Below are 21780 nucleotides of genomic sequence, written 5' to 3'. Positions count from 1 at the left end.
GCGCGGACGGCATGGGATACCGTATGTCAGGCACTCGCCGGCATGAAGGCCGGGCCTGCTGCAAACTGCGCAGCGCCGTTGGGACTTGCCGGGCCGGTCACTCCAGCACTTTTGCGAATAAACAAGACATTGCCGTCGCCATGCTGTCTATGTCTAGGGGTTGCTGCACTCCTGGGGGGATCGGAGTTGGAACTCAAATTACTGTTGGTCGGCTTTGCCTGCGTGGTCGCCGGCGGGCTGTCGATTGTTACTTTTCTGAAATGGCGAGAGGTGAAAGCGGTCAGCCGCTGGTTGCCGGCGCCGGGAAAGATCATCTCCTCGCGCGTCGAGGCGCGTGAGGTCAGAAGCTCTGGCTCCGGCTCGGAGAGCAGCGATGCCACCGAGATCCGCAATTTTCCGGCGATCACCTTCGAGTACACGGTGGGCAAGAAGACCTTCCAAAGTTCGCGCTACAGCGTGCAGGAGAACCTCGGAAATTTCGAAGTCACGGAGACGCTAGCGCGGTTTCCCCGCGGCGCCGCCGTGACCGTCTTCTATAACCCTGGCGACCCGGCCAAGGCCGTGATCGAGCGCACCATGCCGGAAGGCGCCTTCAAATTCATGGTCCAGCTTTCGGCCGGGCTGGTGATCGGCGCGCTGGTGCTGGTGTTTTCAGTCGGCGGTGTCCTGGAGGCGATCGGGCCGCATTTGCCCAAGCCGCAGAACGTCGGTGCGGCGGCACTGCTGCTGTTCATGGGCCTGTTTGTCCTGCGCATGGGCTTCGTCCAGAAATCGATGGCAGAGCAGGCGGCAAAATGGCCGGTCGCCGCCGGCCGCATCGACGCGTCAGGCTTGCAGGCGATCAAAACCCGCGAGCGGTCCGGAGGCTATCGACCCTGGCGCACTGTTTTCAAATCCCGCATCGTCTACAGCTATGGCGTCGCCGGCCAGCGCTACAGCGCCGACCGCGTGGCCTTCGGCGCCAGCGTGACGGCGTCGCTGCCCGGCCTCGTCGGCGCTCAGGCGCGGCGCTATGTCGAAGGCAGCAAGGTCGACGTGCATTATGATCCCGCCAACCCCGCCTCGGCGGTGCTCGAATGCAGGGTGCTCGGGTTGTGGGTGCTGTGGGTCTGTTCCCTTGGCTTTCTCGGTGGCGCCGCCTTCCTGGTCGGGCTGGTCTGAGGCCCGAACGCCTTGAGAAGTGGGCGCCTTAGCAGCGCACAAGACGTCCGCTGTCGAAGCCAGGCCAGGTAAAGCGAACCGTTGCGCCATGCCTGACGATGTGGATGACACGCGTGAACGGCTCCTCCAGCGATGGGTCCGACCCGTAGCACTGGCTTGCATGCACCACCCAGCCGGTCAGGCTTTTGCGAAATATCGCGTGTTCGCAGCCGAACTCAGGAAGCGACAGGGCCGACTGATCGACGGTGAACATGGTCTGACGTTGGACGTCGGCGGCCGCGTGGCAGTTCAGCCTGTCGCTGGACCATGTCCCGACATAGGGCGCCAACGCCAGCGCCGGACCAGCCGCGAATGCGGATATTGCCATCGTCATCACCAAACGCCGCATACCTTCGGTCAGTGCGCGCGACCATACCGACTGTTGGGGTTTGCGAGGGACAAGTTTTCGTCAGGAGGGACAAACGCCGCCGTTTGGAATTTCGCTTATGATTTTGCGCGGATGGTGCGACTGTGCGGGCCAGTCCGCGCCCAGGCAACACTTTCCCAGAGACATTTGATGATCACCCGCAAACTGGCCTTCCTCTTCCTGGGCCTGCTCGGCCCGATGCAGGCAGCGAGCGCAAAAGACTGTCTGCTGAGCCACGCCACCTATCGGGAACCGCGCTCGGGCGCGATTATGCAATTTCGGCCGCTCGACAACGAGCCGGCGGCGCTGACGGCCGAGGTGTTTTCGCTGACCGTGCCCCATACCGACACTCACCTGCCGGCCGACATCACATGGACCAACGGCAAGAATTCGTTTCCGCTCGGCACCATCCGCCACCCCTGCACCGACGACGATCGCGAAGCGGGGCTGGAGGACGGCAGCGGCTTGTGCAGGATATGGGATGGGCAGGTCTATGCGTTGACCGGAGGCGGCGCCGAACAGTTGAACTCTCGCGAAGCGACACCGGCGCCGAAAGGGCTGTTGCTGCCCGATTTCGGCGCGGCTTTTACCGAATGGGCCGATTTCGCCAATGCCAATCCCAACGGCTCGGCATGGGATGCCTTCACTTTGACAGGATGCAGCGATGAATAGCGCCATGAGATCGATCGCCTGGGGAAGTGCCCTGCTCGCATGTGTGACGATGTCGGCGGGCGCGCGTGCGGACGAGCCGGTGCCGTCGCGCCCGCCCATCGACAAATGCGTCTGGGAAAGGCTGACGGACAAAAATGTCGGCCTTGCCGCCTGGGTGCAGCGCTGCGATTTCGGCTTTCGCCAGATCCACTTCGAGTTCGCCGACAACGCTCTCGCCATCAAATACAGCGATGGCGGTGCGGCCGACCCTCTGGTCGAGGTTTTCGACATCAAGCCCGGCGAAACCGCCGAGGCTGCCTTGCTGCGACTCTTCCAGGAAAAGACCGACAAGGCCGTCAGCGCACGTTGCGTGCTGGCGCCCTACACCGAGGGCACCGTGCCAGCCGGCGTCAAACGCTATACCTTCAGCCCCGACGCCGCCTACGCGAAACAGCTGAAAGCGCTAGCCGATCCCAACGAGGTTCCCGACCCGCCCTGCGGCGACTGGGGCGAAATGCCCGACGGCATCCAGTATTTCGAGGTGCCGGAGGGTGCGGCACAAAAGCTGCTTTTCGTCCGCATCGGCCAGGACGAGCCGTTGTTCGACGAGCAGACGCTACAGGTTTTGCCGGCGGGGTAGGGGCCGGGGCCTCATGGACAACTCGCTCTGAGGCGGAGGTTAGAGAACTGTCTTCAAAGGTTCGGGAATGTAGTGGAAGCCTTCGCCGTGCTTCACGACATGGCCAAGGCCAGGCCAGGGAAAATGGTATCCCATCATCCGCGTACGGTCAGATGTCAGCATGTCGAGCATTCGAACGCGCGTCGCCGCTGCCTGCTTGGCGTCCGTATCAAAGACGAATGTCCCGCGAGGATCTTCCAGCAGCAGAACAGAGTGATGGGCGAGATCGGCGGCGTAGCAGAAGGTTTCGGAGCTGGAGGTAATCATGAACATGGAATGTCCTACAGTGTGCCCCGGAGCCGCAAGTGCCTGGACGCCAGGCAGAAATTCCTGGCCATCCTTATAAAAGACGATCCGGTCGCGCAAAGGTAATAGGTTCCGGCGGGCAGTTTCGATAAGCGGCTTGAGTTGAGAGCCAAGCTTCACTTCGTCGGTCCAGAAGTCCAGGTCGGCCGAGCTGATATAAATTTGAGCGTTCGGAAAGACCGCCTGCCCATTGATATCGACGAGACCACCGCAATGGTCGGGGTGAGCGTGGCTGATCACCACGGCATCGATATCGCCGGGCGCGATGCCAGCCTTCACCAACGTTGAGGCTAACTTGCCAGGAAGCGGCCCAAAGCTTTTAGAAGTTCCAACCCCGGTATCAAAGACGATGAGTTTCTCTCCGGTGTTGAGAACGAGGACGTTCTGCTCGAGGACGATGTCATCGGTTGGCAAGAAATTACTCTGCAGGAGCTTGGTGATCTCCCCCGGAGGAAACCCGTTGAAGCTGGCTGCGGGTTTGCCCATCGGCAACGGTCCATCTGAGACGACCGTCGCCTCGATTGCGCCAATCATGAAACGATGGAAAGCCGGCGCTTGGGTGCCGAGAAAAGGCGCCCGAGCAGCGGCGCGGTTCGTGAGCAACGCACTGCCGATTCCCGCCGCCCCCAGCCCCAAAAGTGATCGTCTATCCAATGTCGACATCTCAGGTCTCCGATTTCGTTGATTCTGTTTGAATGTGACCGGCCGGATATCGGTGGGAGCGTTTTTGCCCGGCGCGGATCCGCCTGAATATTGATCCGATAGCAATTAAGAGATAAATAGCGGAATGCGCCACTTACTCGTAACCAATGGTTTGTAATGGATCGATTATCCAGCATGGCTGTTTTCGTAAAGGCCGTCGAAGCCGGCTCGTTCGCCGCGGCGGCTGACGCACTCGACCTATCTGCCCCTATGGTCGGAAAACATGTCAAAATGCTCGAGGACCATCTGGGCGTCCGTCTCATTAACCGCACGACGCGCCGTCAGAGTCTGACCGAAACCGGGCAGTGCTTCTACGAGCGTTGCAAGACAGTGTTGATGGAGGTCGAAGCGGCAGAGGCTTGCGCGGCGGAAAGCCGTGCGATGCCGCGCGGCCGGCTGCGTGTGAATGCACCCGTGACTTTCGGTGCTCATTGTCTCGCGCCAATCCTGCCTGAGTATCTGCGGGCCTGTCCGGAGGTGTCGGTCGATCTCAGCTTGAACGATCGCATCGTGGACCTTGTCGAGGAGGGCTACGATGCGGTTGTCCGGGTCGGGGCCTTGTCGGACTCGACTTTGATTGCGCGTCCTCTGGCGCCTTATCGCTTAGTCGCTTGCGCCGCGCCGAGCTATCTGACTGAACGCGGCTCGCCATCGTCACCCATGGACCTTGGTGATCACGAATGCCTTGGATTCGTTCATTGGGCGCCGCGCGGTTCTTGGGAATTCAAAGATGCAAATGGTGCCACGAGAACGGCAGCGATTGCTGCCCGATTGACCACAAACAGTGGGCAAGCCCTCCGCGCGGCGGCACTTGCGGGCTTTGGGATTATCCTGCAGCCGTTGGCGCTGGTGGCTGGGGACCTTGAAGCCGGACGGCTGGTCCAACTGCTGTGCGACTATGAACCGCCGTCGCGGTCCATGCATATTCTTTTTGCGCCCGACGAGCGGCCTGGCCCAAAGCTCCGCAGCTTTGTCGACTTTATGGTGCAGCGCTTCGGGTGAAATGACGATGGCATCAACGAGCCGCTGCGGCGGCTGAAATCCAAAGGGGGCGGGCCTTCAGCACGTCAACCCGATCTCACCCTTCTGCGACCCGCTGATCATATTCGTCCCGCGCTGCGTCTATGGCCTTGATGTTTTCATATGCCCATTCCCGGATGACGCTGACCGCTGCACTTAAGCCATGGCCAGTATTTCGAGGTGCCGGCTGGGGAAGCGCGCAAGCTGTTGTTCGTCCGCATCGGCCAGGACGAGCCGTTGTTCGACGAGCAGACGCTGCAGGTTTTGCCGGCGGGGTGAGGCGCTGAGGTCAGAGTCTGATCCACATCGAGTGGATCGCGGGAGCTGCCTTCTATGCCTCTACGTACTCCGCGAGGCTGACACCTTTGGGCACATCCAGCCCATCGGCTCGCAAGCCTTCGATGTGAAAGCGTATGGCGTCGCGAATCTCGGTTTCCACCTCAGGTACCGTCGCACCGGTCGCGATGCAGCCGGGTAGGTCCGGCACGTAAGCGGAAAAATTATTTCCTGCTTTTTCAATCACCACCGCGTAACGCATGCCATCACTCCTTCAAACCGGACTGCTTGAGGATGCTGGCGCATTGTTCTCATAAAATGGTCAATCCTGATTTGGTGTTGGCTAGCGAAGCATGCAGCGCAAAAGACGGAACTTGGCGTCAGATACGTCGTTATCTGAAAGGCATATTGGAATTCATCAGGGTATTTTTGCAACGTCAACGAACTGGATGGATCATTCAATGGAATTGGCTATGGCGGTGATAAAAATCGTGCATAAATTATGAAGCCAGTTTCCACCAGCATATGAGTCTGGCTTAACAGGTCGGTCACTTTGTTAGGCTATATGTTGTGGTGTTCAGCGATGGGCGATCTAAATATCGAGGGAGAAGGCTGTGGATGCAATGAGTCCGCGAGATGGAAAATTTCCAATTAGACCATTGCGTGTTGACGACTCCGATAGCGGTGTCGTGGTTGAATTTGGCGTGGTTACAAGTAGCGCGGAACCTTTTCGTATCTCCATTACAGGGAAATCAGGGCGGAGAACCGAATTCCGCTTTGATCTGGATGGTAATGAAACCGGTTCCGAAATGATAATGGAGCCGACGTCACATCCGGTCAAAAATCATGATTTGAAGCCAAAGCTTCGGGTAGTGAGATAAGAAAAAGGGGCCAATTGGCCCCTTTTTCTTATCTTTCTCTTTTGGCGGCTAAGCGGTTCGAGCCGCTGGAAACCGCTCGTATATTCTAACATGTTCTGCCACCAATTTTTCACGCATCGCTTTGGGGTCGTTACACGCATCATAGCCAAAAAGATGGAAGGCGCGCCGACCGGTTCCACCAGTACCTCTATAAATATCGATGAGCCTTTTGCGCATGCGCATCGTGGCGTCAATGGATTCGAGGCTGCCATCGGGATTAAACCAGCAGATTAATCCAGGCTCATTGGGCACAAAATCAAATGCTTCGCCGACATCGGGATTAAGCACGGGCGTCGCATCAAAGGTCGCAACCCGGCTGACCGAAGTCAGCCGGGTGCGGATAAAATCAGCGGTATTTACCGATTGAAGTTTCATATCTTGAACTCCTCTCCACGTGGTCGGACACCCAAAGTTGTATCCTGGGCCATCTGGAAACCATTGAAATCATTGGTTCATTTTTTAGGAAGATATTCCACACCCAAAGTTGTGTACCTGCCAGACGCAAAGTTGTATACCTGAGTGTCTGTGGAAGGCTTTCCGAGGCTGTTTTCGGCTTTCAAGACCAGCGTCGGCGCCCTCTAGCCCTTGTGAAAGTTTTCCGACCCCTCCCAGGTTACCAGTTTAGCTTTATCTGGCTGGCTGCGGTTTCTGCTGGACACGCCATGCCTCTGACGCCTCGCCGTCCCTCCTACCGTCTATCTGACGATAGCATTTGATCGAATTCGGTCACCGCGATGGTTTGAAGATCCTGACTGGGACGGCATCTTCGACACCAATTGCGAGATACCACCGCTGAGGCTTCTTCCTCGCTGCTAAGCGCCCTCACGCCTTGGTAGGGACGGAAGCCAGAAAGGCTCATGTCACGGTTGACGCCAGCAACCAGACGCCTGACCTTTGTTTGGCATGAGCATAAGGGGTGACGGCGATGGAAAACGGGACGCGATATTTTTGCAGGCTGACCGAGGATGAAAAGCTTTACGTCCTCGCCGGGCTCGAGCGGTCCGGCAGTGTCAGAATGATGGCCAACGTCTTGAAGGGGAACTTCTCGGACTTGGCGACCTCGGCGTCGAAGGACGTCAGGGCGAAGTACGCACGATGGCAGGAAGTCACAAAGAAGTGGCAGGCCATCGAGGCGGAATGGGGCGAGGGCGCCCTCCTGAAGCTCGATGATCCGGTCTTCGTGGACTTGCGTGCAAAAGGGCTGTTAAATTCGGATATCATCCGCAATGCTGAGGCATATGCTGCCGCTCATTCTGGCTTGCCGGAATTCAACACTCCGAGCGCCTTATGAGCGTCGCCCAAGTCACCAACCACTGTGTGTCGTTTCCCGGTCTTTGCCGGAATGACCACGTAGGCAACATGCTTTCCGTCCTTCCACAGGTCAAAGATTTCGCCATCCGGACTGCTGTCGGCCGGAACTTCTTCGATCTTCGGGTCGATGTCGTCGGAGTGTTCCACAGACAAAGTCTCGCTCCTTCTTTGGCTTCGGCTTAGGCAGCTTTCGAAGCCTTGCCGTTCCGCCGGTTAGCGCGATCCGGCCACTGGTGCCACTCAAGGATTCACCGCTTGATGTCAAGCATCAGCGGCCGGAAGAATTGGTCGAGGTCTCCGTAATGGCCCCGCCGCAGCGCCTGAGTTTAGCTCGCCGCCGCCGCTCACCATGGTTCCGCATCCAAAGTTGGAGTGGATCGCGAAAGTTTTTGAACGCTACCTCGGGTGCGACGACCTTTTGCGAGGGCCAATCTCCGGCAAAGTCCGTTACGCTGCGTGGGTGATATGTTGTAGCTTACGACTGGATTTTCTGCTCCCCGCGCGGCGGCGGCACTCCAGTGAGTCTTAGGCAGGCGGAAGTCGGAGGTGAAGTTTTCGTGCGGTTCTTGGGGGCAACGCCTGTAGAGCCAGTGAAGGCGAACGCAAAACCAGTTCTGCCGTGGCAATTCAGAATCGGAGAGACGGTGAGCGCGCCTCGGCACTCTCGGCTTCGAGGCGCCTCAGTAGGGCATCCTTGCGCCTGTCGTTCTCGGCGATATCTGCATCGGTATATGTAATCTGGCGTGTCAGGTCGGCGTCGTTGTAACGCTGTCCCTTTCTGTACAGTGATCCTGGCGGCGCCGATTTCACGTTGTACATATTATGGGTCAGCATCGTCTCCCCGGTGAGCCGCCTTATGTCATCGGGAAGGAACACCTCCATGACTCCCCGTATGAAGTCTACGCCATTCCTTTGCGCTGAGGGTCGCGGCAGGTTCTGAACGACGACGTCGAGTTCGTCGGCGGGCACCCCGACCAAGATTCGATATGAGTGCTGGGAATCTTCGACGGTCAGTTCCCAGAAAGGTGGGAGGCCCGGATCATTGAAGGCGTTGCGCCTGATGTGGACGACATAGTTCGGGCCGCGTCGCGTTTCGCTTGCGCCCATGAATTCAGTGTCCGTGTTCCGATCGCGACCCATGCTTGCTCTCCCATTTCACCCGCGACAGTCTCGTATGGGGAGCAGCAACCTTCAAAGTGTCCGTCGATCCTAACGACGGGTCCTTCATGACTGGGTGCTTTGCAGTTTTCCGAGCCGCACTGAGCTGGCCTCCTCGGATGCTGCGGCAGGATTCGTGAGCGCATCGCAAGATGGCCGCGAACCTTTTTACAACCAGACTAGGTTACGACTTTCTCCAGAAATGAAATTGGAGGTTGGGGAAATGAGTTCAATTTGGTCTACCGCGCGCTGGGGGCGTGCCAGTTCGACCGATATAGACCCGCGAGGATGGCGGTCGTTCTTCCAGCAAGACTATGATCGACTGCTGTTTTCTACACCAGTCCGCCGGCTTGCCGACAAGACACAGGTTTGGCCGATGGAAGAAAATGACGGAGTCAGAACCCGTCTTACCCATTCGCATGAAGTGGCTAACCTTGCTCGATCGATCGGGTCGAGAATCGCGGTCGAACGAGGCGACGCGTTTTTCGGAGCGGACCTACATACGCACGTCCAACCCGTGCTGTCAGCAACCGGCCTCGCTCACGACCTGGGTAACCCGCCCTTCGGTCATCAGGGCGAGGCTGCCATCGGCAAGTGGTTCGCCCAACGTTCCGATTGGATCTTCACGCACGAGATGCAGGGGCATGGAGCTCAACTTGAGATGCCAGTTCCACCCCACTTACACCCCGAATTCCTCTCCTTCGACGGCAACCCGCAAGGATTCCGCTTGGTGACACGGTTGCAGACCAACGTAGAGCATGCGGGTCTCCATCTCACTGCAGGCACACTGGCCGCTCTTTTGAAATACCCGGTGGCTGCCATTTCCATCGATCCAGAGCATCTCGTGAACAAGAAGTTCGGCTACTTCGAATCCGAGCGGGAGATCGTGAACTGGGTTCGGGCAGAAGTCGGGTTGGTTGAAGGGCAGCGTCACCCACTTACCTGGATCATGGAGGCCTGTGACGACATCGCGTACAGCATTCTCGATGTTGACGACGTCATGAAGAAGAAGATCATCTCGCCGGACGACGTGCTGGCGATCCTCCTCCATGATCCGCGCAGCGCCTCGTGCGAAGCGGTTCAGAAAACTCGGGAAAGGTTCGCAAAGGTGCAGGCAAGCGGGCGCGACGCTGACGTGGCCCGGGACATTAAAATCGGATACCTCCGGGCCTTTCTCATCGAGGAACTCATCCACCAGGCGAGCAACAGCTTCCTGGGGTCGTCTGAAGCCATAATGGGCAAAATCCATGATACGCCGCTCATGGAGGGAGTGGCGCTATGCAGCGCTCTCAAAGACGTGGCGAAGAAGCACGCGTTCGCGAACCCCTCCGTCCTCAAGATGGAAGCCGTCGGCGCCGCGGCGCTGGACGGCTTGATGACATTCTTCTGGCGTTCAATCAGCGAGCGAAAGAAGTTTGAGGACATCGCTTCAAAGCGGATCAGCGCGTTGGCAAAATACGGCTGGTCTCTTGTTAGTCCGAACTATATTGAAGAGGCATGCCAAAGCGGGTTAGGCTCGGGAGAAGCGGCGGCGATACGCTATCGCGAACTGCGTCTGTTGACGGACATGGTGTCGGGCATGACGGATTCGTTCGCGTTGAAGTTATGGGAGCAGGTAAAGGAAATCCCAGGGTGAGGGTCGCGGCAGAGCAGCGCATCGTGAAGCGGCGAATGGATGAGTACCTTTGGTGGGAAAAATCCGCCGCGAACGTGCGCCTGCGCGCCTTGCTGAGGAAACATTTCCTGGACTTCGACCGCGTTGCGATCGTCGGTGGCATGGTCAGAGATATCGCCAGAGCCGGAAAGTGCGCGTTTCACTCCGACATCGATCTGGTGATAGAGGCGCCGGCCCAGGCCGTAGCCGAGGTGGCGGCCAGAAACGGTGCCCGAAACAACCAGTTCGGGGGATATTCCTTCAGCGCGGACGGCTGGAAGCTGGATTTTTGGGCCATGGAGACGACTTGGGCGGCCAGGGAAGGTCACGTCCAAGTCTGCCGCTTGGAAGACATCACTCGGTGTACCTTCTTCGACTGGGATGCGATCCTATACGATCTGAAAGAGCGCAAGGTGATTTGTGCGGACTCGTACCTAGACGACGTCCGTCGCGGGACCATGGACATCAGCCTGCTACCCAACCCCTCCCATTTAGGGAATCTGTACCGGGCCGTCCGTCGCATTCTCGCATGGGACCTGGAACCCGGGCCCAGGCTGATGGCGTTTATAGATAAGTATCTTGACGACGACGGCTTTGAAGGTGTCGTGCGAGAGGAAAGCAAGCGCTGCAAGCAGCGGTTTCTACACACCTTCGGCGACGCGCGGACACTGCGAAGTCATCTGGCTTGCAGAGATGATCGCAGGCAGATTTCTACTGCGTATGCGAAGCAGATGAGCCTTCCTGGGATGACCCACTTAGCGGCCTAGCCTTTCTCCGGATCGCTGATTTTTCGTAAGACCACAGGCACTCCGACCGGCTTTCGGCCAGACGAACCTGATCGCGACTGTAGAAGAACGCACGTACGACAGCGGTGTCGAGCGCTGCCTCGATGCCAGCCAAGCGTAGAATCAGGCGTACCTTCTTGTGATGAAGGCCGGTTTGCTGGCAGAGCTCGCCAAGCGAAACGAAACGGCTCCTGAACGCCTGTGCGCTCTCTCGTGAAACGACCGGGATCATCCGCCTCGCGTCAGGGCTGAATTCCTCAACCAGCGCCAGGTAGTCCGACGCGATCAACGCGTTCACGACAGTATCATGAGTCCCTGGAAGGTAAGCCTCGGTCTCTTCCTTGGTAAGGTTTGTGCGCGTCTCACGCGAACGCACGATCCGCGTCACCTCGTCGGCGTCCAGCAGCAGAGCCATGTAGTCTATCCTGCCAACAAGTCGGCCTTTCCAACTTAGCTTCCCCGAGAAGATCATGTCGAGAAGGTCCGGAATGGTACATGTGGACGCGCGCCGCGCGCCGATAACATCGACCTGACGCTCAGTTGGCTCCGAAACCTCGCAGGCGCCGTCAAAAAGCCGGAACCGAAGCTCTTCAACGACTTCTGTTGAGAAGCGTCGCTTTGCGTTCCTCCGAGAGCCCGTATCTGCCAATGCGGAAAGGTGTCCGCCGGCGACCAATGCCTTCAGGTGCAGGCGGGGAACGCCGAGAAGCTTCTCGACCTCCGGCGCAGTGATCGCACCCTTGAGCTCTGACACCACACGGTGGAGTTCGTCGGCCTTCACCAGAATGCGATGATCCATGAAGCCGGACAGCTCACCCGCTTCGTCAACGCCCATCCGTTTGAAGAGGCGACGGATGGTAAGCGCATGCACGCCCGAGTCGCGGGCTGCGGTGCGTACGGTGTGGACCTTCCGCATGCCCGCGATCTCGCCGAGAACTTCAGTGCCAGGTTCGATCGGCATGGTCTCAAGCGCGAACCTACGGACGGCGTCACGGAGCTTGCCATAGGCCGGGTCATGGACGGTCTTCTGGAGCAAGCCGTACGCATAGCCATACGTGTCGCGAGGCCCCCAGACCCCCCGTGTCGAAGACTGCGCCTCGTTGAGCCGTCCAAGCAACGCCCGCAGGGAGTCTTCTCCGGCGCTGGCGATGCGGAATCCTTCGTCGGCGGCCGCGGCCCAGTCGGCGGCGATGAGTTGTGCGACCTTGACCTTCGGCTCGTGCAGCGCGGAAACGCCAAGGGCCTCGCAGAATGGCCCCGCCACGTACAGCGGGAGGTCATCCAGCCAGTTCTCCTCAGACCGAACTCCGCGCAGTCGATTCTGAAGCCATGCCTGGAAAGGGGAGGCGCGCGCAGGGACTGCCGCGTCAGAAATCTGGCGAAGGCTCGGAATCAGCCCATGCATCGTGCCGCTGAAATCGAATGGCGCGAAGGGCGTTCGGATAGGGTTCGTCGCAGTGAGAAGCACATTGTGGCGGTCGCAGGACCGAAAATGAGACAGGGTCCATTGAAGGCGGAGCCACGGTCTACTGGACGACGGACCGTCATAGTGGTCCATGTCCTCCCGCACGCAGCGGGCACAGAATCGGAAATAAGTCCGGTTGACCGCAAGCCGGACGAATGTCTCGTCGGCTACCTGATAGAATCTGCCGCCCTGGGGAATAGGCGTAAACCTCAACAGTTTTTCCGGGTCTGCCCGCCCAAGCGTGGCAATGTCTCGCACGGCCGACGCGACGCCTTTGTCGAGGCTCCGCTGATGGATGCTCATGTCGCGGAGGAGATCCTTAAGCGAGCGGCCGTTCAGGGCGGCCAGGCGGGACGCGAAGCCCGCCGCCGGTTGCTGATCCTCAAGCGAATAGGCAAAGGCAAGCGGTTCGAGAATCCGCCCATTGGTCCTCATGGTCAGTACTCCTCGATCATGAACAGGCCGGGCTCCAAGCGCATCCAGTCGTCCACGAGGAAGGGGTTCATTTCGTCATGCCCTCGGGCCTGCGAATGTTCGATATAGGCGAGGGCGAAATGGTCGCGCGTCAGAGCTGCAGCATTTTTCGAGGCCGCCTGCTCGATCGCGGCGAGGATCACTTGAGCGATACGCCCGTACCGATACCTAGCCGCATGCGCGATACGCTCCGGAAGATCGCTCTCCAGGGTTCTGCTGGAGTCCAGCCCGGCCGCTTCGCACATGGCGGTCACGACATTGAGGATGAGGATGCGCTCCTCCGGAAGAACGACATCCGGAAGGTGAAGGTGCCGTGCGCGCCGCTCAATCTGCTCGTCAAGCTTGGCCAGAGAGGTGATGCTCGGCATTCCTGACATGACGAAGCTGACAGGCCATGGCTTGTAGTTCATGACACCCTTGAGTGCCTTTCTGACAGAGTCGCGTTCCCTGTCGGATTCGGTGAGTTTCAGCAGGTGCTGCGTCTCGTCGATGTGAACGAGGAGAACCTTTCGCAGGTGCAACTGCTCGGGAAGGATATCCCACACTTCGCCCTGTTCGTACTTGCGGGTGATCTTGTACCCAGCCTTTTGCAGGATATTCAGACCCAGGAACTTAAGGGTCGAAGGCCCCATCAGCGTGAGCGAGATCACGGGCTCGATGATGCCATATGACTTCTGGATCGGAGCTAGCGTGGGGTTTTCCTCAAGCATCCGATCCACCAAAGTGGTCTTTCCCGCCCCGCTTTCGCCGGTTACGAACAAGATCCGGCCGTCATCACGCCGAAGGTTTTTCTTCGCCAGCATCATCGTCACAAAGCGGGATAGGACGCCTTTGGCGACGTCGTCCCGTCCACACCGCACGTACACACTTTTCGCGCGTTCCAGCACTTCCTTGACGCGCTTCTCCTTCTCGCTGAGGCGGTCTGAAATCGTGTCGAGGAAGTCGTCGTCGGACATGGCATCGTTCCAGTCCGTCGGGAGCGTGTCGTCGGCACGCTCGTGATCTGCGCGGAGTCCCTGATCGGCAAGTTGACGCGTCATTCGTCTTCTCCGTCGAAGAGATTCATGCTTCCGCCGAATGGCTTCGGCTTCGGAGCGGACTCCTCTTCTTGTGGGACGGGAGAGACGTGAGGCTTCTGGTTTGTGTCGACACGGCGTCGCGTCGAGAGCGCGACAACTTTGCCAAGGCCGTCGCCATCAGATTCCTCGGCTGCGTATTGAACAGACCCAAGTCCGGCCCGGCCGGAGAAGGCGACCCTGGCCTCGAGCAGATCCAGCGTCTTTTCGGTAATCTCGTGGGTCGCAATGGCGGCCCTCTTGCGGACGTCCTCGGCCAGATCAAGGAAGTGCCGATGGGCATCGATGCGGATAGTTCGCCCTGCTTGCTGCTCGGCCTTAACGAATTCGCGGACCGCCCGCTTCGCCAGGAGCGTTTCAGCGAGCATCTTCCCTTTGCCTGTGCCATCCACGCTGGAAACCGTGAGGAAGTCCTGGTCTTCGGGGACTCCTTTGATCCGCCCTCTGAACTGCTTGGGAATCCGGACGAATACGCAGCCCAGGTCCTCGGGCTCGATGATGACGTCGACCTTCTTCTGACCTAAGAGAGCATAGAGACGGGTGAGTTCCAGCGAGTTGTATGAAATCCCCAGGAACTCGACGCCATGCTTGCTGATGGTGCGCTCCTTGCGCCGCAGCCCGAAGGCAACGGCCAGTTGTTGCTCAGATGGGGCAGGCGGCAGCCCAGCCTGTTCAAGCTCCATCCATTTGCCATACGGCGTCCGGCCCTCGAGGCCACGGTGCGGGCGGAGATGGTAGTAGTCGACGATGAACACGATGAGGGTCTTGTAAAATTCTCCGACCGTCAGCGCCGCGAGCTGTTCCGCTGGATAGTCTCTCCGTTCGACAACGTTCGCGAACGCTCGTCCGGCGAAGTAGCGGCAAAGGCGCTTCATATAGCGGAAAAAGGCCTCGACCGTGCCGCGCATGCGGGGATCTTGCTCCGGGACCACGCGACCGACGTTAACGCGCATCGCAGCATCATCGAATTCGCTGCGGTACGCAGGTCCTCCGTCAGTCGCCACGTAGGTGGGGCGGCCATGCATATGCCAAGAGGCCTTTGCGCCGGCCGCAGCCGCCAATTCGGTCTTGTCGACCATCACCGACCTGAGCGCCGGCTTGGTCGTGGCGGTCGAAGGGCTGTTGATGGAAAGGTTGAAGCCGACGATGCATCGAGAAGCGCAGTCGATGCCCGCCGTGAACGTCATACGGACGCGCGGCACGAGCTTCTGTTGCTCGGGCTTCAGGGCCTTCCAGATAGATGAGCGCATGATGAGGGTGTGGAGATCGACTTCCCAGTCGTCCATTTCGACCCGGCCCAACGCCGTGGTGATCGAGAGTCCCTTGCCGACCGGAGTGTACTTGCGAAGAGCGTAGTCGCTGTCCTCACGGCCGGCGTCTACCATAAAGGGGTCGAGCGCATGAATTCTGCGGCGAACCGCGTTATCGCTGGCGTAGATATGTTGGTGTTCGGGGAGCCTCTTGTTGATTTCATGGAGGGCCAGCTCCACGTTCTCGCAAATGTCCGCCATCTTGGGCTTCAGGATGCTGGCGTACTTTTGAACTTCGACCGCGATCACTGCGGCAGCGCGCGCGTCGAGCTGGTTCCGGTTTCCGCTGTTCGAATAGCGCGGACGGAAGCTGTCCATGCGGCAGTGCCCCGCGACGAACTGTGCCATCCATTTCTTTAGGGAGGCAGCGCTTGGGTAATCGAACGCCTTGCGGACCTCTCCCGGGAGTCGTCGGCCGGGCCGTCTCCGCTCTCCGAATGTGTCGAGGTACCAGCGATCCATGCGCTCCGCGTTCTCCTCAATGAAAAGCGCGCAGTCATCGAGCGTGCGGCGAGGCCGCCAACGTCCCTCGACGTTTGCCGCAGCGTCCAAGAAACGAACGCACCATTCCTTCTTCCAGCCGACGGTCCTTAGATCCTCTTCCGAAAGGTCGCTGAGATTCGAGTCGTCGAACCGCACACGGAGGATGCCGAGAGCCTTAGAATAATAGCCTTCGTCGATACGCATGCGCTTCGATCGGATCAGGCCGTTGATCTCTTTGTCCGTCTTTACGACGAAGAAGTCCTCGGCGATCAGCTCGCCGGTCACGGGCTGCAGCACGTGCGAGTCCCTGACCTTGCGCTCGACCCTGAAGGACTGACCGTCGATGACGAGCCTGTCGTGGCGGCCAAATAGGTGACATCTCTCGTGACTTCTCGCCAAAGCCGGATTCATCAGTTTCACGCTCCCCTCCATTTCCTTGTTTTCCTTCGCCTTTATAGGTTCGCCATGAGGATTGGATTAACGACGGCCTTCGTGTGCGGCGCGGTTGATGAGAAAGGCGCCATCGGCCAGCCGGACGTTCGCCGGAACCTTCAGGAGTCCTTTCTGAATCAGGGCCACGGCGGCGCGCCGCCCACGTTCGCCCAAGCCTGTCGCGCGAACGATGTCGGCGATCAGGACCCGCGCGGGAAGCCGTTGCAGAGCGGCGGAAACGAGCGCCTGGCCTTCGAAGTCGAAGTCGGACGCATACGCGAGGATTTCCCTGGCGTTCTCGATCTGCGTCAGCGTTAGGTCCTTCTCCGTCAGGATCCGGAACTCGTCTGCGAACCGATCGCCCTGCTGTTCAGAGATAAGCCGCAGTGTCTCTCGAAGGTCGTCATCCACGTCCTCCTCATACTTGACGGCGTAGGCGATCCTGCCCGAGGCCTGTCGCTGGACGATGTCGAAATAATGTTTTCGCTTCTCGCCGTGCTGGATGTATTCCGCTTTCTGCTGTTCGCAGATCTCCAGGGTTTCGGGGAGGGTGATGAGGACTACAAGTGCGGACTCTTCCAGGCCGCTGTCGAACCGAATGCTCCGGCGACGGAACGGATCGACTACGGCGCCGACCTTGGAGCCGCGCTTCCTCGGTCGCGGCACGCGGTTGGCGACGCTGTCCTCGACATCTACCGCAGGGGCGTCCCGGCCCCAGTCACGTGGAGCGGCATTGGTATGGACCAGCCCCCGGACGAGCTGCGGATCTCGGCCACCTGATGGTTGGCGAGCACGTCGGAACAGAAGCTGAACCCGCGGACGGACGTCTTCAAAGCTTCGGCGAGCAGGAGGTTGTGGCAGCGCATGTTCGTTTCCCTTGCGACAACTGCAGCCCATCGCCGACGGGCGATGAAATGCATCGATATGCCGAGCAGGAGACGGGAAGGTTTCGGACAGCAGGCCGGAACGAAGCAGCAAACCTTTCGGTCGCGGACTCGTCCACACGTGCCATCGCGGGTAACCGCCACGTCATCCATCGATAAGGGAAGGTCGAAAAGCCGGATTTGAAACCCCCGGCGGAACATACCGGGGCCTCAGCCCTGAGCTTCGCGGACTTCCCGCACAGCTATCGATATGCACTTCATTGTCATTCTCGTTCGGTCCTCTATGCCCGGCGTTCGTCGGGGAATGCGGCATTAGCGCGGGAGGTCCTGCGATATTGTGAACAGGACTCGTAAAATTGTTCAGATTTGAAAAATTCGATCGCAGTCCGGTGACCATTTGCCGATGCCGAGGCTGCCAAGACGGCGTCGGCGGCTAAGCATAGGCTGGGGATTTGCGTCAGTGGAAAAGGAATTTGGCCAAAACCTCGCTGGACGATGGATCGAAGGTGCTGCGGCGGCGTAGCTGCAATTCATGTAAGGATCGAGACGTGAGCAATGCATGATCGGGGATGGCTTGGATTTGGATCCCGGAGCCCAATCTGCCTATCTTCAACGGCCATTGCAGGGATGCGTTTTCATTGGCCACATGAGGTTGACGACATGACGCTTTCGGTCGCGGCGAACGGGGAGGGGTGCGGAGGTGCCGGACCACTGGATGCGTTGGCGCAAACCTGCCGCGAAGCGGCGATCCGGGCGTTAAGACCCTGATACCCCGTGACCCGATAGCCGGCACGGCTTTCCGTCCTCTCCTCCGGAGGGCATCGTTTCGGGCTGGTTTTGGAGGTCGTCCCCGCCCGTCCTTCAACCGCAACGGCGCGATGTACGCTTTGGCAAAGGTGCCTTACGCGGCGGAAAAGATTGAGGACGACGGTCTTGCGATGGAGTTTTTGGCGGGCCAAAACCTGCAAACTGTGACATGGCCTCGGCAAAGGGTACGCGATGGGCTTTACGTGCAATCGACGGGATGAAGTGTTTATCGGCGGGCACACGCTCCGACAGGTCGAGCAGATGGTCCTGAAGATTGCGAAATATCAGCATTGCCGCGATCCGCTGATGACTGGGCTACGGTTTCAAAGGGGTTGGGACTACGAGCGTTCCCCGGATGAGTCCTTGACAGTCGAGAAAGAGCGCGACGCGCGCGGCGGCGGCTGGCGGCTTCATTTAGAATATAACACGACTGGAGGCGGCGTGAGTGGGGATGTCTATGACTATGTCGCGACGGTGCGCCGGGACAGAGGAACAGCTTACAAGATGCGGACGCCCGGCCCGCCACAGGAGATGAAATTCATACTATACAGCGGCTCAGTTTATAGCGTCGAGAAGGCGGAGCCGGCACAGATTTTCGCGGAATTGTTGGCACTACACGAACTGGCTTGCGCGATGGATGAAAGCACGGCGACGCTAGAGGCATGGGCTAAGTCTGGATTGGCTATGCGCGTGAGATGTTGGAATTTGCCCCCGGGCGGTAAGGAGGTATTTTCGGGAGGCGGGCCGGACAGGAAAGGCTGCTTAAGGGCGACAGTAATTCCCCCCGAAACGATGTCCGACTTTGCACGGCGGGGATTGTCGCTAACCGATTTGCAAGAGCGAATGGTCTGTTCCAAATGCGGTAGACGTAAACCGAGTCTGGTTCCCGAGGTGTGCTGAGAGTCTCTTTCCCGTCCGCTGACCACGCGAACACAAGCCGCAGCCATGTCCCCCGGAGCGTAGCCGTCCGGTGAAGACCGCAGGCGTGCGTATTCGGCGACCATGAGCACCGCAGTGCTGGGGTCAAGCTTTCGATGGGGAAACGCGATGATATTGTTCGAGGAGGAGTTTGACCTCCTCGATGCCCTCATCGGTGAAGGCCAGGATTCCGTCGTCATGGTTGGCGCCGTACAGCCAGATGACGCCGTCCTCGGGCTCGAGACCCAGGGTCAGGTCCTGTATGAGCGCTTCGCCGACGCCGAGGTCCCTGGCGACACGTTCGACGGTGTAGACGTGATGCACCTTGTTGCGCTGCATGATCAGGCCGCCGCTGGTTGGGTCCGCAGTTTTGCGGATCGCCAATTCCACGGCAGCAAATCATCGATCCGCTGTGCTGGGTGGGCTGCGATGCGCGCCAGGATATCGGCGAGCCAGGCCTGAGGGTCGACGTCATTCAACTTGGCGCTGACGATCAGGCTGTAGAGAACGGCAGCGCGCTGTCCGCCGCGATCTGAACCGCAGAACAGCCAGGACTTTCTGCCGAGAGCGATGCCACGCAGGGCTCGCTCGGCTGCATTGTTGGATAGACAAATCCGCCCATCGTCGAGAAACCGGGTGAAGGATGACCAGCGGCGCAGCATGTAGTTGAAGGCCTTGGTCAGATCGTGTCCGCGCGAGAGCCTGTCGCGCGTCTCGATCATCCAGCGCTCGAGTTCGGTGACCAGCGGCAGGCTCCGCTCCTGGCGCACGGCGTGGCGTTGGGCCCGCGACAGGCCGTTGATCTCGCGCTCGATATCGAACAGGGCATCGATGCGCTTCACGGCTTCAACCGCCAGCGGATAGACCAGGTTGGGCTTCTCGCCGTGTGCCTTCTTGCGCGCCGCCGTTTCGATATCGGCCAGCTCGAACACTTTGCGCCGGCTGTGGGCCCAGCAGCTGGCTTCCAAAACAGGCGTCGGCTGACGACCCGTCGCATAGAGATCGCCATAGCCGCCAAAGGCATCGGCCTGCAGAATGCCGCTCCAGCCGGCGAGATGCGCCGCGCCGGCGGATCGGCGCCGCCGAACGGTCGGTCATCGCGCACATAGGTCCATAATCGGCCGGTATCGGTCTTGCCCTTGGCCAGGACCGGCACCGTCGTGTCGTCGCCGTGCAGACGTGAAGCGGCCAGCACATGGGCTTCGAGCCGCTTGAACAGCGGCATCAGCGCCGCGGCGCCGGCGCCGACCTGGTCGGCGAGCGTCGACAGGCTAAGCGGCACGCCTTCGCGGGCATAGCGTTCAGCCTGGCGGTTGAGCGGCTGATGCTGTCCGAACTTCTCGAACAGGATCATCGCCAGCAGGCCGGGACCGGCCCAGCCCCGCGGGGTGGCGTGAAACGGCGCCGGAGCCTGGCTGATCGCCTCGCAGTCGCGGCAGGTGAACTTCTCCCGCACGTGTTGGATCACCTTCCATTGCCGCGGCACCACCTCCAGCGTCTCGGTGATATCCTCACCCAACTTGCGCAGCCGATGACCGCCGCAGCAGTGGCAAGCGGTCGGCACCGGCTCGACCACGCGTTCGCGCGGCAGATGCTCGGGAAAGGGCTGGCGGGTCGGTCGTTTACGCACATAAGGCGCCACCTCGGTGGTCCGGGCCGCGGCCTGTTCGGCGGCGATCTCGTCTTGCGTCGCCGTGCTCTCAAGTTCCTCGAAGGTGAGCTCCATCTGGTCGTGCAGACGGGCGGAGCGTTCAGAACTCTGACCATGCAGCGCCCGCTGCAGCTTCCGGATCGTCAGATCCTGATGTGCGATCAGCGCCGCATCATCCGATGCCTTGGCCCTGGCGACCGCCAGTTCGACCTCGACCAGCGCAGCGCGCGCGGCCTCGCCTTCGGCTCTGGCCAGCGCCGCGGTCAGCGCTGCTCTCAGCGCGCCGATATCGTCCGGAACAGCATCCTGGGCGGTGGCAACCATGCCTTGGAATGAATCATAAAACGCGTCTGCTGACTCGCGGAAAATGGCGCAAACTCAAAGAAAAACTCAGCCCGCGCGCTGGGGGCGGAAGGTGTGACGCGGGTTGCGCCAATCGATCCCGTCGAGCATGTAGGCGAGCTGCGCCGGTGATATGGAAACCGTACCGTCTGCCGGCGACGGCCATAGAAATCGGCCCTTCTCGAGCCGTTTTGCATACAGCGACATGCCGAGCCCATCATGCCAGATAATCTTGATCAGATTGCCGCTGCGGCCGCGGAAGACATAAAGATCGCCGGCATGCGGATCCCGTCCCAGCGTCTCTTGAACCTGCAGTGCGAGGCCTTGCATCCCGCGACGCATATCGGTGCGGCCGACCGCCAACCAGATCCGCACCTGGCTCGGAACCGGTATCATGAAACGCCCAGCGCCTTCACCATCGCCGCCGCCAATGTCGGCGGCGTGGTCAGCGGAATCCGCAGCCGCACCTTACCGGCGATCTCCAGCTCGATCACCGCTGGTGGCGCCGCCGGCACCGAAGCAGCGACGGGCTTATCGGGAACCACGACAACTTCGGCAAAGCCCGCCTCGCGGGCTCTCACCGTGCGGCGCCACTTATAGATCAGGCTGGTCGCGACATCGTACTGACGCGCCACCGCCGCTACCGTGGATCCGGGCGCGAATGCCGCGGCCAGTATCCGGCACTGATCCTCTTCACTCCAACGACGACGGCGCTCCGGCCCGGTCAATATCGTCATCTGGCTCATGCTGTGCTGCTGACTACGCTCGTAAGGACGACCTCAAGAGCGCAGCCTCGCTACCGGGCCATGTTCGCGCAAGGCGGCCCTCGCCGGAGGCGTACCCCGGAGCCGCCGTCGCCACGACCGGACGCAGGTCAAGAGAACGAGGCCCGGAACCTTGCCCTGGCAA

The 21780-nt window shown here is 59.8% G+C and carries 22 protein-coding genes and 1 pseudogene; 7 read left to right on the top strand and 16 right to left on the bottom strand.

Annotated features, from left to right (window positions below):
- The first annotated feature begins 186 nt into the window (after positions 1 to 186).
- Complete coding sequence (locus ACFFNA_RS11160) at positions 187 to 1161, top strand: DUF3592 domain-containing protein (RefSeq protein ID WP_378918160.1); 975 nt, start codon at positions 187 to 189, stop codon at positions 1159 to 1161.
- 28 nt (positions 1162 to 1189) lie between these two features.
- Here ACFFNA_RS11160 and ACFFNA_RS11155 read toward each other — a convergent pair whose 3' ends face one another.
- A complete protein-coding gene (locus tag ACFFNA_RS11155; RefSeq protein ID WP_378918159.1) occupies positions 1190 to 1528 on the bottom strand; it encodes a hypothetical protein in 339 nt (112 codons plus the stop codon).
- A 189-nt stretch (positions 1529 to 1717) separates the two neighbouring features.
- On the opposite strand from ACFFNA_RS11155, the gene ACFFNA_RS11150 reads away from it, so the two are divergent.
- Together ACFFNA_RS11150 and ACFFNA_RS11145 are read left to right on the top strand one after the other, a co-directional pair.
- A complete protein-coding gene (locus tag ACFFNA_RS11150; protein WP_378918157.1) occupies positions 1718 to 2239 on the top strand; it encodes a hypothetical protein in 522 nt (173 codons plus the stop codon).
- Positions 2232 to 2858 carry a hypothetical protein gene (locus ACFFNA_RS11145; protein WP_378918155.1) on the top strand — a complete coding sequence of 209 codons (627 nt, stop codon included), beginning with the start codon at positions 2232 to 2234 and terminating at the stop codon, positions 2856 to 2858. The genes ACFFNA_RS11150 and ACFFNA_RS11145 overlap by 8 nt, the downstream gene beginning before the upstream one ends.
- A gap of 39 nt (positions 2859 to 2897) precedes the next feature.
- On the opposite strand, the gene ACFFNA_RS11140 is transcribed toward ACFFNA_RS11145, so the two are convergent.
- Positions 2898 to 3866 carry an MBL fold metallo-hydrolase gene (locus ACFFNA_RS11140; protein ID WP_111542473.1) on the bottom strand — a complete coding sequence of 323 codons (969 nt, stop codon included), beginning with the start codon at positions 3864 to 3866 and terminating at the stop codon, positions 2898 to 2900.
- 174 nt (positions 3867 to 4040) lie between these two features.
- Here ACFFNA_RS11140 and ACFFNA_RS11135 point away from each other — a divergent pair, with 174 nt between their 5' ends.
- Positions 4041 to 4907 carry a LysR family transcriptional regulator gene (locus ACFFNA_RS11135; protein ID WP_378918154.1) on the top strand — a complete coding sequence of 289 codons (867 nt, stop codon included), beginning with the start codon at positions 4041 to 4043 and terminating at the stop codon, positions 4905 to 4907.
- Between the two features lie 349 nt (positions 4908 to 5256).
- On the opposite strand, the gene ACFFNA_RS11130 is transcribed toward ACFFNA_RS11135, so the two are convergent.
- Both ACFFNA_RS11130 and ACFFNA_RS11125 read right to left on the bottom strand, forming a co-directional pair.
- Positions 5257 to 5463: a type II toxin-antitoxin system HicB family antitoxin gene (locus ACFFNA_RS11130; protein WP_024504399.1), complete on the bottom strand. Its 207-nt coding sequence runs from the start codon at positions 5461 to 5463 to the stop codon at positions 5257 to 5259.
- Between the two features lie 667 nt (positions 5464 to 6130).
- Entirely contained in the window at positions 6131 to 6496 is a 366-nt protein-coding gene (locus ACFFNA_RS11125; RefSeq protein WP_378918153.1) for a hypothetical protein, read from the bottom strand.
- Between the two features lie 550 nt (positions 6497 to 7046).
- Here ACFFNA_RS11125 and ACFFNA_RS11120 point away from each other — a divergent pair.
- The gene (locus ACFFNA_RS11120; protein ID WP_378918151.1) at positions 7047 to 7412 is read left to right on the top strand and encodes a hypothetical protein; all 366 of its coding nucleotides are present in this window, start codon (positions 7047 to 7049) and stop codon (positions 7410 to 7412) included.
- Here the strand turns inward: ACFFNA_RS11120 and ACFFNA_RS11115 are convergent.
- Positions 7370 to 7579, bottom strand: a complete 210-nt coding sequence (locus ACFFNA_RS11115; RefSeq protein ID WP_378918149.1) for a hypothetical protein — start codon at positions 7577 to 7579, stop codon at positions 7370 to 7372. The two genes, ACFFNA_RS11120 and ACFFNA_RS11115, sit on opposite strands and share 43 nt — an antisense overlap.
- Positions 7580 to 8059: 480 nt before the next feature.
- Entirely contained in the window at positions 8060 to 8539 is a 480-nt protein-coding gene (locus ACFFNA_RS11110; RefSeq protein ID WP_378918147.1) for a hypothetical protein, read from the bottom strand.
- 274 nt (positions 8540 to 8813) lie between these two features.
- Between ACFFNA_RS11110 and ACFFNA_RS11105 the strand changes: the two genes are divergently transcribed.
- Positions 8814 to 10226: a deoxyguanosinetriphosphate triphosphohydrolase family protein gene (locus ACFFNA_RS11105; protein WP_378918145.1), complete on the top strand. Its 1413-nt coding sequence runs from the start codon at positions 8814 to 8816 to the stop codon at positions 10224 to 10226.
- Complete coding sequence (locus ACFFNA_RS11100; protein WP_378918144.1) at positions 10223 to 11011, top strand: hypothetical protein; 789 nt, start codon at positions 10223 to 10225, stop codon at positions 11009 to 11011. The genes ACFFNA_RS11105 and ACFFNA_RS11100 overlap by 4 nt, the downstream gene beginning before the upstream one ends.
- Here ACFFNA_RS11100 and ACFFNA_RS11095 read toward each other — a convergent pair.
- From ACFFNA_RS11095 to tnpA, 10 genes and pseudogenes are all read right to left on the bottom strand, one after another.
- A complete protein-coding gene (locus ACFFNA_RS11095; RefSeq protein WP_378918142.1) occupies positions 10956 to 12929 on the bottom strand; it encodes a TniQ family protein in 1974 nt (657 codons plus the stop codon). The two genes, ACFFNA_RS11100 and ACFFNA_RS11095, sit on opposite strands and share 56 nt — an antisense overlap.
- A gap of 2 nt (positions 12930 to 12931) precedes the next feature.
- Positions 12932 to 14008, bottom strand: a complete 1077-nt coding sequence (locus ACFFNA_RS11090) for an ATP-binding protein (RefSeq protein ID WP_378918140.1) — start codon at positions 14006 to 14008, stop codon at positions 12932 to 12934.
- Positions 14005 to 16248, bottom strand: a complete 2244-nt coding sequence (locus ACFFNA_RS11085; protein WP_378918319.1) for a TnsB C-terminal domain-containing protein — start codon at positions 16246 to 16248, stop codon at positions 14005 to 14007. The genes ACFFNA_RS11090 and ACFFNA_RS11085 overlap by 4 nt, the downstream gene beginning before the upstream one ends.
- Before the next feature lie 66 nt (positions 16249 to 16314).
- Entirely contained in the window at positions 16315 to 17247 is a 933-nt protein-coding gene (locus ACFFNA_RS11080; RefSeq protein ID WP_378918138.1) for a PDDEXK family nuclease, read from the bottom strand.
- 767 nt (positions 17248 to 18014) lie between these two features.
- Positions 18015 to 18251: a hypothetical protein gene (locus tag ACFFNA_RS11075; RefSeq protein ID WP_378918136.1), complete on the bottom strand. Its 237-nt coding sequence runs from the start codon at positions 18249 to 18251 to the stop codon at positions 18015 to 18017.
- A gap of 732 nt (positions 18252 to 18983) precedes the next feature.
- Positions 18984 to 19217, bottom strand: coding sequence for a hypothetical protein (locus ACFFNA_RS11070; RefSeq protein WP_378918134.1), 234 nt, complete (start codon positions 19215 to 19217; stop codon positions 18984 to 18986).
- A 2-nt stretch (positions 19218 to 19219) separates the two neighbouring features.
- Entirely contained in the window at positions 19220 to 19357 is a 138-nt protein-coding gene (locus ACFFNA_RS11065; protein WP_378918317.1) for a transposase domain-containing protein, read from the bottom strand.
- A 9-nt stretch (positions 19358 to 19366) separates the two neighbouring features.
- Positions 19367 to 20616 (bottom strand): annotated as a pseudogene (gene tnpC, locus ACFFNA_RS11060) (IS66 family transposase); the annotation flags it as partial.
- 303 nt (positions 20617 to 20919) lie between these two features.
- Positions 20920 to 21267 (bottom strand): IS66 family insertion sequence element accessory protein TnpB, encoded by a 348-nt coding sequence (gene tnpB / locus ACFFNA_RS11055; RefSeq protein ID WP_006201720.1) that lies wholly within the window; start codon positions 21265 to 21267, stop codon positions 20920 to 20922.
- Positions 21264 to 21617, bottom strand: a complete 354-nt coding sequence (tnpA, locus tag ACFFNA_RS11050) for an IS66-like element accessory protein TnpA (protein ID WP_378918132.1) — start codon at positions 21615 to 21617, stop codon at positions 21264 to 21266. The genes tnpB and tnpA overlap by 4 nt, the downstream gene beginning before the upstream one ends.
- Between the last annotated feature and the right edge of the window lie 163 nt (positions 21618 to 21780).

This window comes from Mesorhizobium kowhaii (assembly GCF_042431665.1).
Lineage (GTDB): Bacteria > Pseudomonadota > Alphaproteobacteria > Rhizobiales > Rhizobiaceae > Mesorhizobium > Mesorhizobium kowhaii.
The sequence above is the reverse complement of the archived record's forward strand: the minus strand, read 5'-3'. Positions and strand labels throughout refer to the sequence as shown.

What these genes read in the sequence shown, in the direction of transcription:
- ACFFNA_RS11105 (WP_378918145.1), top strand. Translation starts at nt 8,814, where the DNA reads ATGAGTTCAATTTGGTCTACCGCGCGCTGGGGGCGTGCCAGTTCGACC.
- ACFFNA_RS11145 (WP_378918155.1), top strand. Translation starts at nt 2,232, where the DNA reads ATGAATAGCGCCATGAGATCGATCGCCTGGGGAAGTGCCCTGCTCGCA.
- ACFFNA_RS11140 (WP_111542473.1), bottom strand. Translation starts at nt 3,866, where the DNA reads ATGTCGACATTGGATAGACGATCACTTTTGGGGCTGGGGGCGGCGGGA.
- ACFFNA_RS11130 (WP_024504399.1), bottom strand. Translation starts at nt 5,463, where the DNA reads ATGCGTTACGCGGTGGTGATTGAAAAAGCAGGAAATAATTTTTCCGCT.
- ACFFNA_RS11150 (WP_378918157.1), top strand. Translation starts at nt 1,718, where the DNA reads ATGATCACCCGCAAACTGGCCTTCCTCTTCCTGGGCCTGCTCGGCCCG.
- ACFFNA_RS11090 (WP_378918140.1), bottom strand. Translation starts at nt 14,008, where the DNA reads ATGACGCGTCAACTTGCCGATCAGGGACTCCGCGCAGATCACGAGCGT.
- ACFFNA_RS11095 (WP_378918142.1), bottom strand. Translation starts at nt 12,929, where the DNA reads ATGAGGACCAATGGGCGGATTCTCGAACCGCTTGCCTTTGCCTATTCG.
- ACFFNA_RS11120 (WP_378918151.1), top strand. Translation starts at nt 7,047, where the DNA reads ATGGAAAACGGGACGCGATATTTTTGCAGGCTGACCGAGGATGAAAAG.
- ACFFNA_RS11135 (WP_378918154.1), top strand. Translation starts at nt 4,041, where the DNA reads ATGGCTGTTTTCGTAAAGGCCGTCGAAGCCGGCTCGTTCGCCGCGGCG.
- ACFFNA_RS11085 (WP_378918319.1), bottom strand. Translation starts at nt 16,248, where the DNA reads ATGAATCCGGCTTTGGCGAGAAGTCACGAGAGATGTCACCTATTTGGC.
- ACFFNA_RS11125 (WP_378918153.1), bottom strand. Translation starts at nt 6,496, where the DNA reads ATGAAACTTCAATCGGTAAATACCGCTGATTTTATCCGCACCCGGCTG.
- ACFFNA_RS11110 (WP_378918147.1), bottom strand. Translation starts at nt 8,539, where the DNA reads ATGGGCGCAAGCGAAACGCGACGCGGCCCGAACTATGTCGTCCACATC.
- tnpA (WP_378918132.1), bottom strand. Translation starts at nt 21,617, where the DNA reads ATGAGCCAGATGACGATATTGACCGGGCCGGAGCGCCGTCGTCGTTGG.
- ACFFNA_RS11155 (WP_378918159.1), bottom strand. Translation starts at nt 1,528, where the DNA reads ATGGCAATATCCGCATTCGCGGCTGGTCCGGCGCTGGCGTTGGCGCCC.
- ACFFNA_RS11070 (WP_378918134.1), bottom strand. Translation starts at nt 19,217, where the DNA reads ATGCAGCGCAACAAGGTGCATCACGTCTACACCGTCGAACGTGTCGCC.
- ACFFNA_RS11075 (WP_378918136.1), bottom strand. Translation starts at nt 18,251, where the DNA reads ATGCTGATATTTCGCAATCTTCAGGACCATCTGCTCGACCTGTCGGAG.
- tnpB (WP_006201720.1), bottom strand. Translation starts at nt 21,267, where the DNA reads ATGATACCGGTTCCGAGCCAGGTGCGGATCTGGTTGGCGGTCGGCCGC.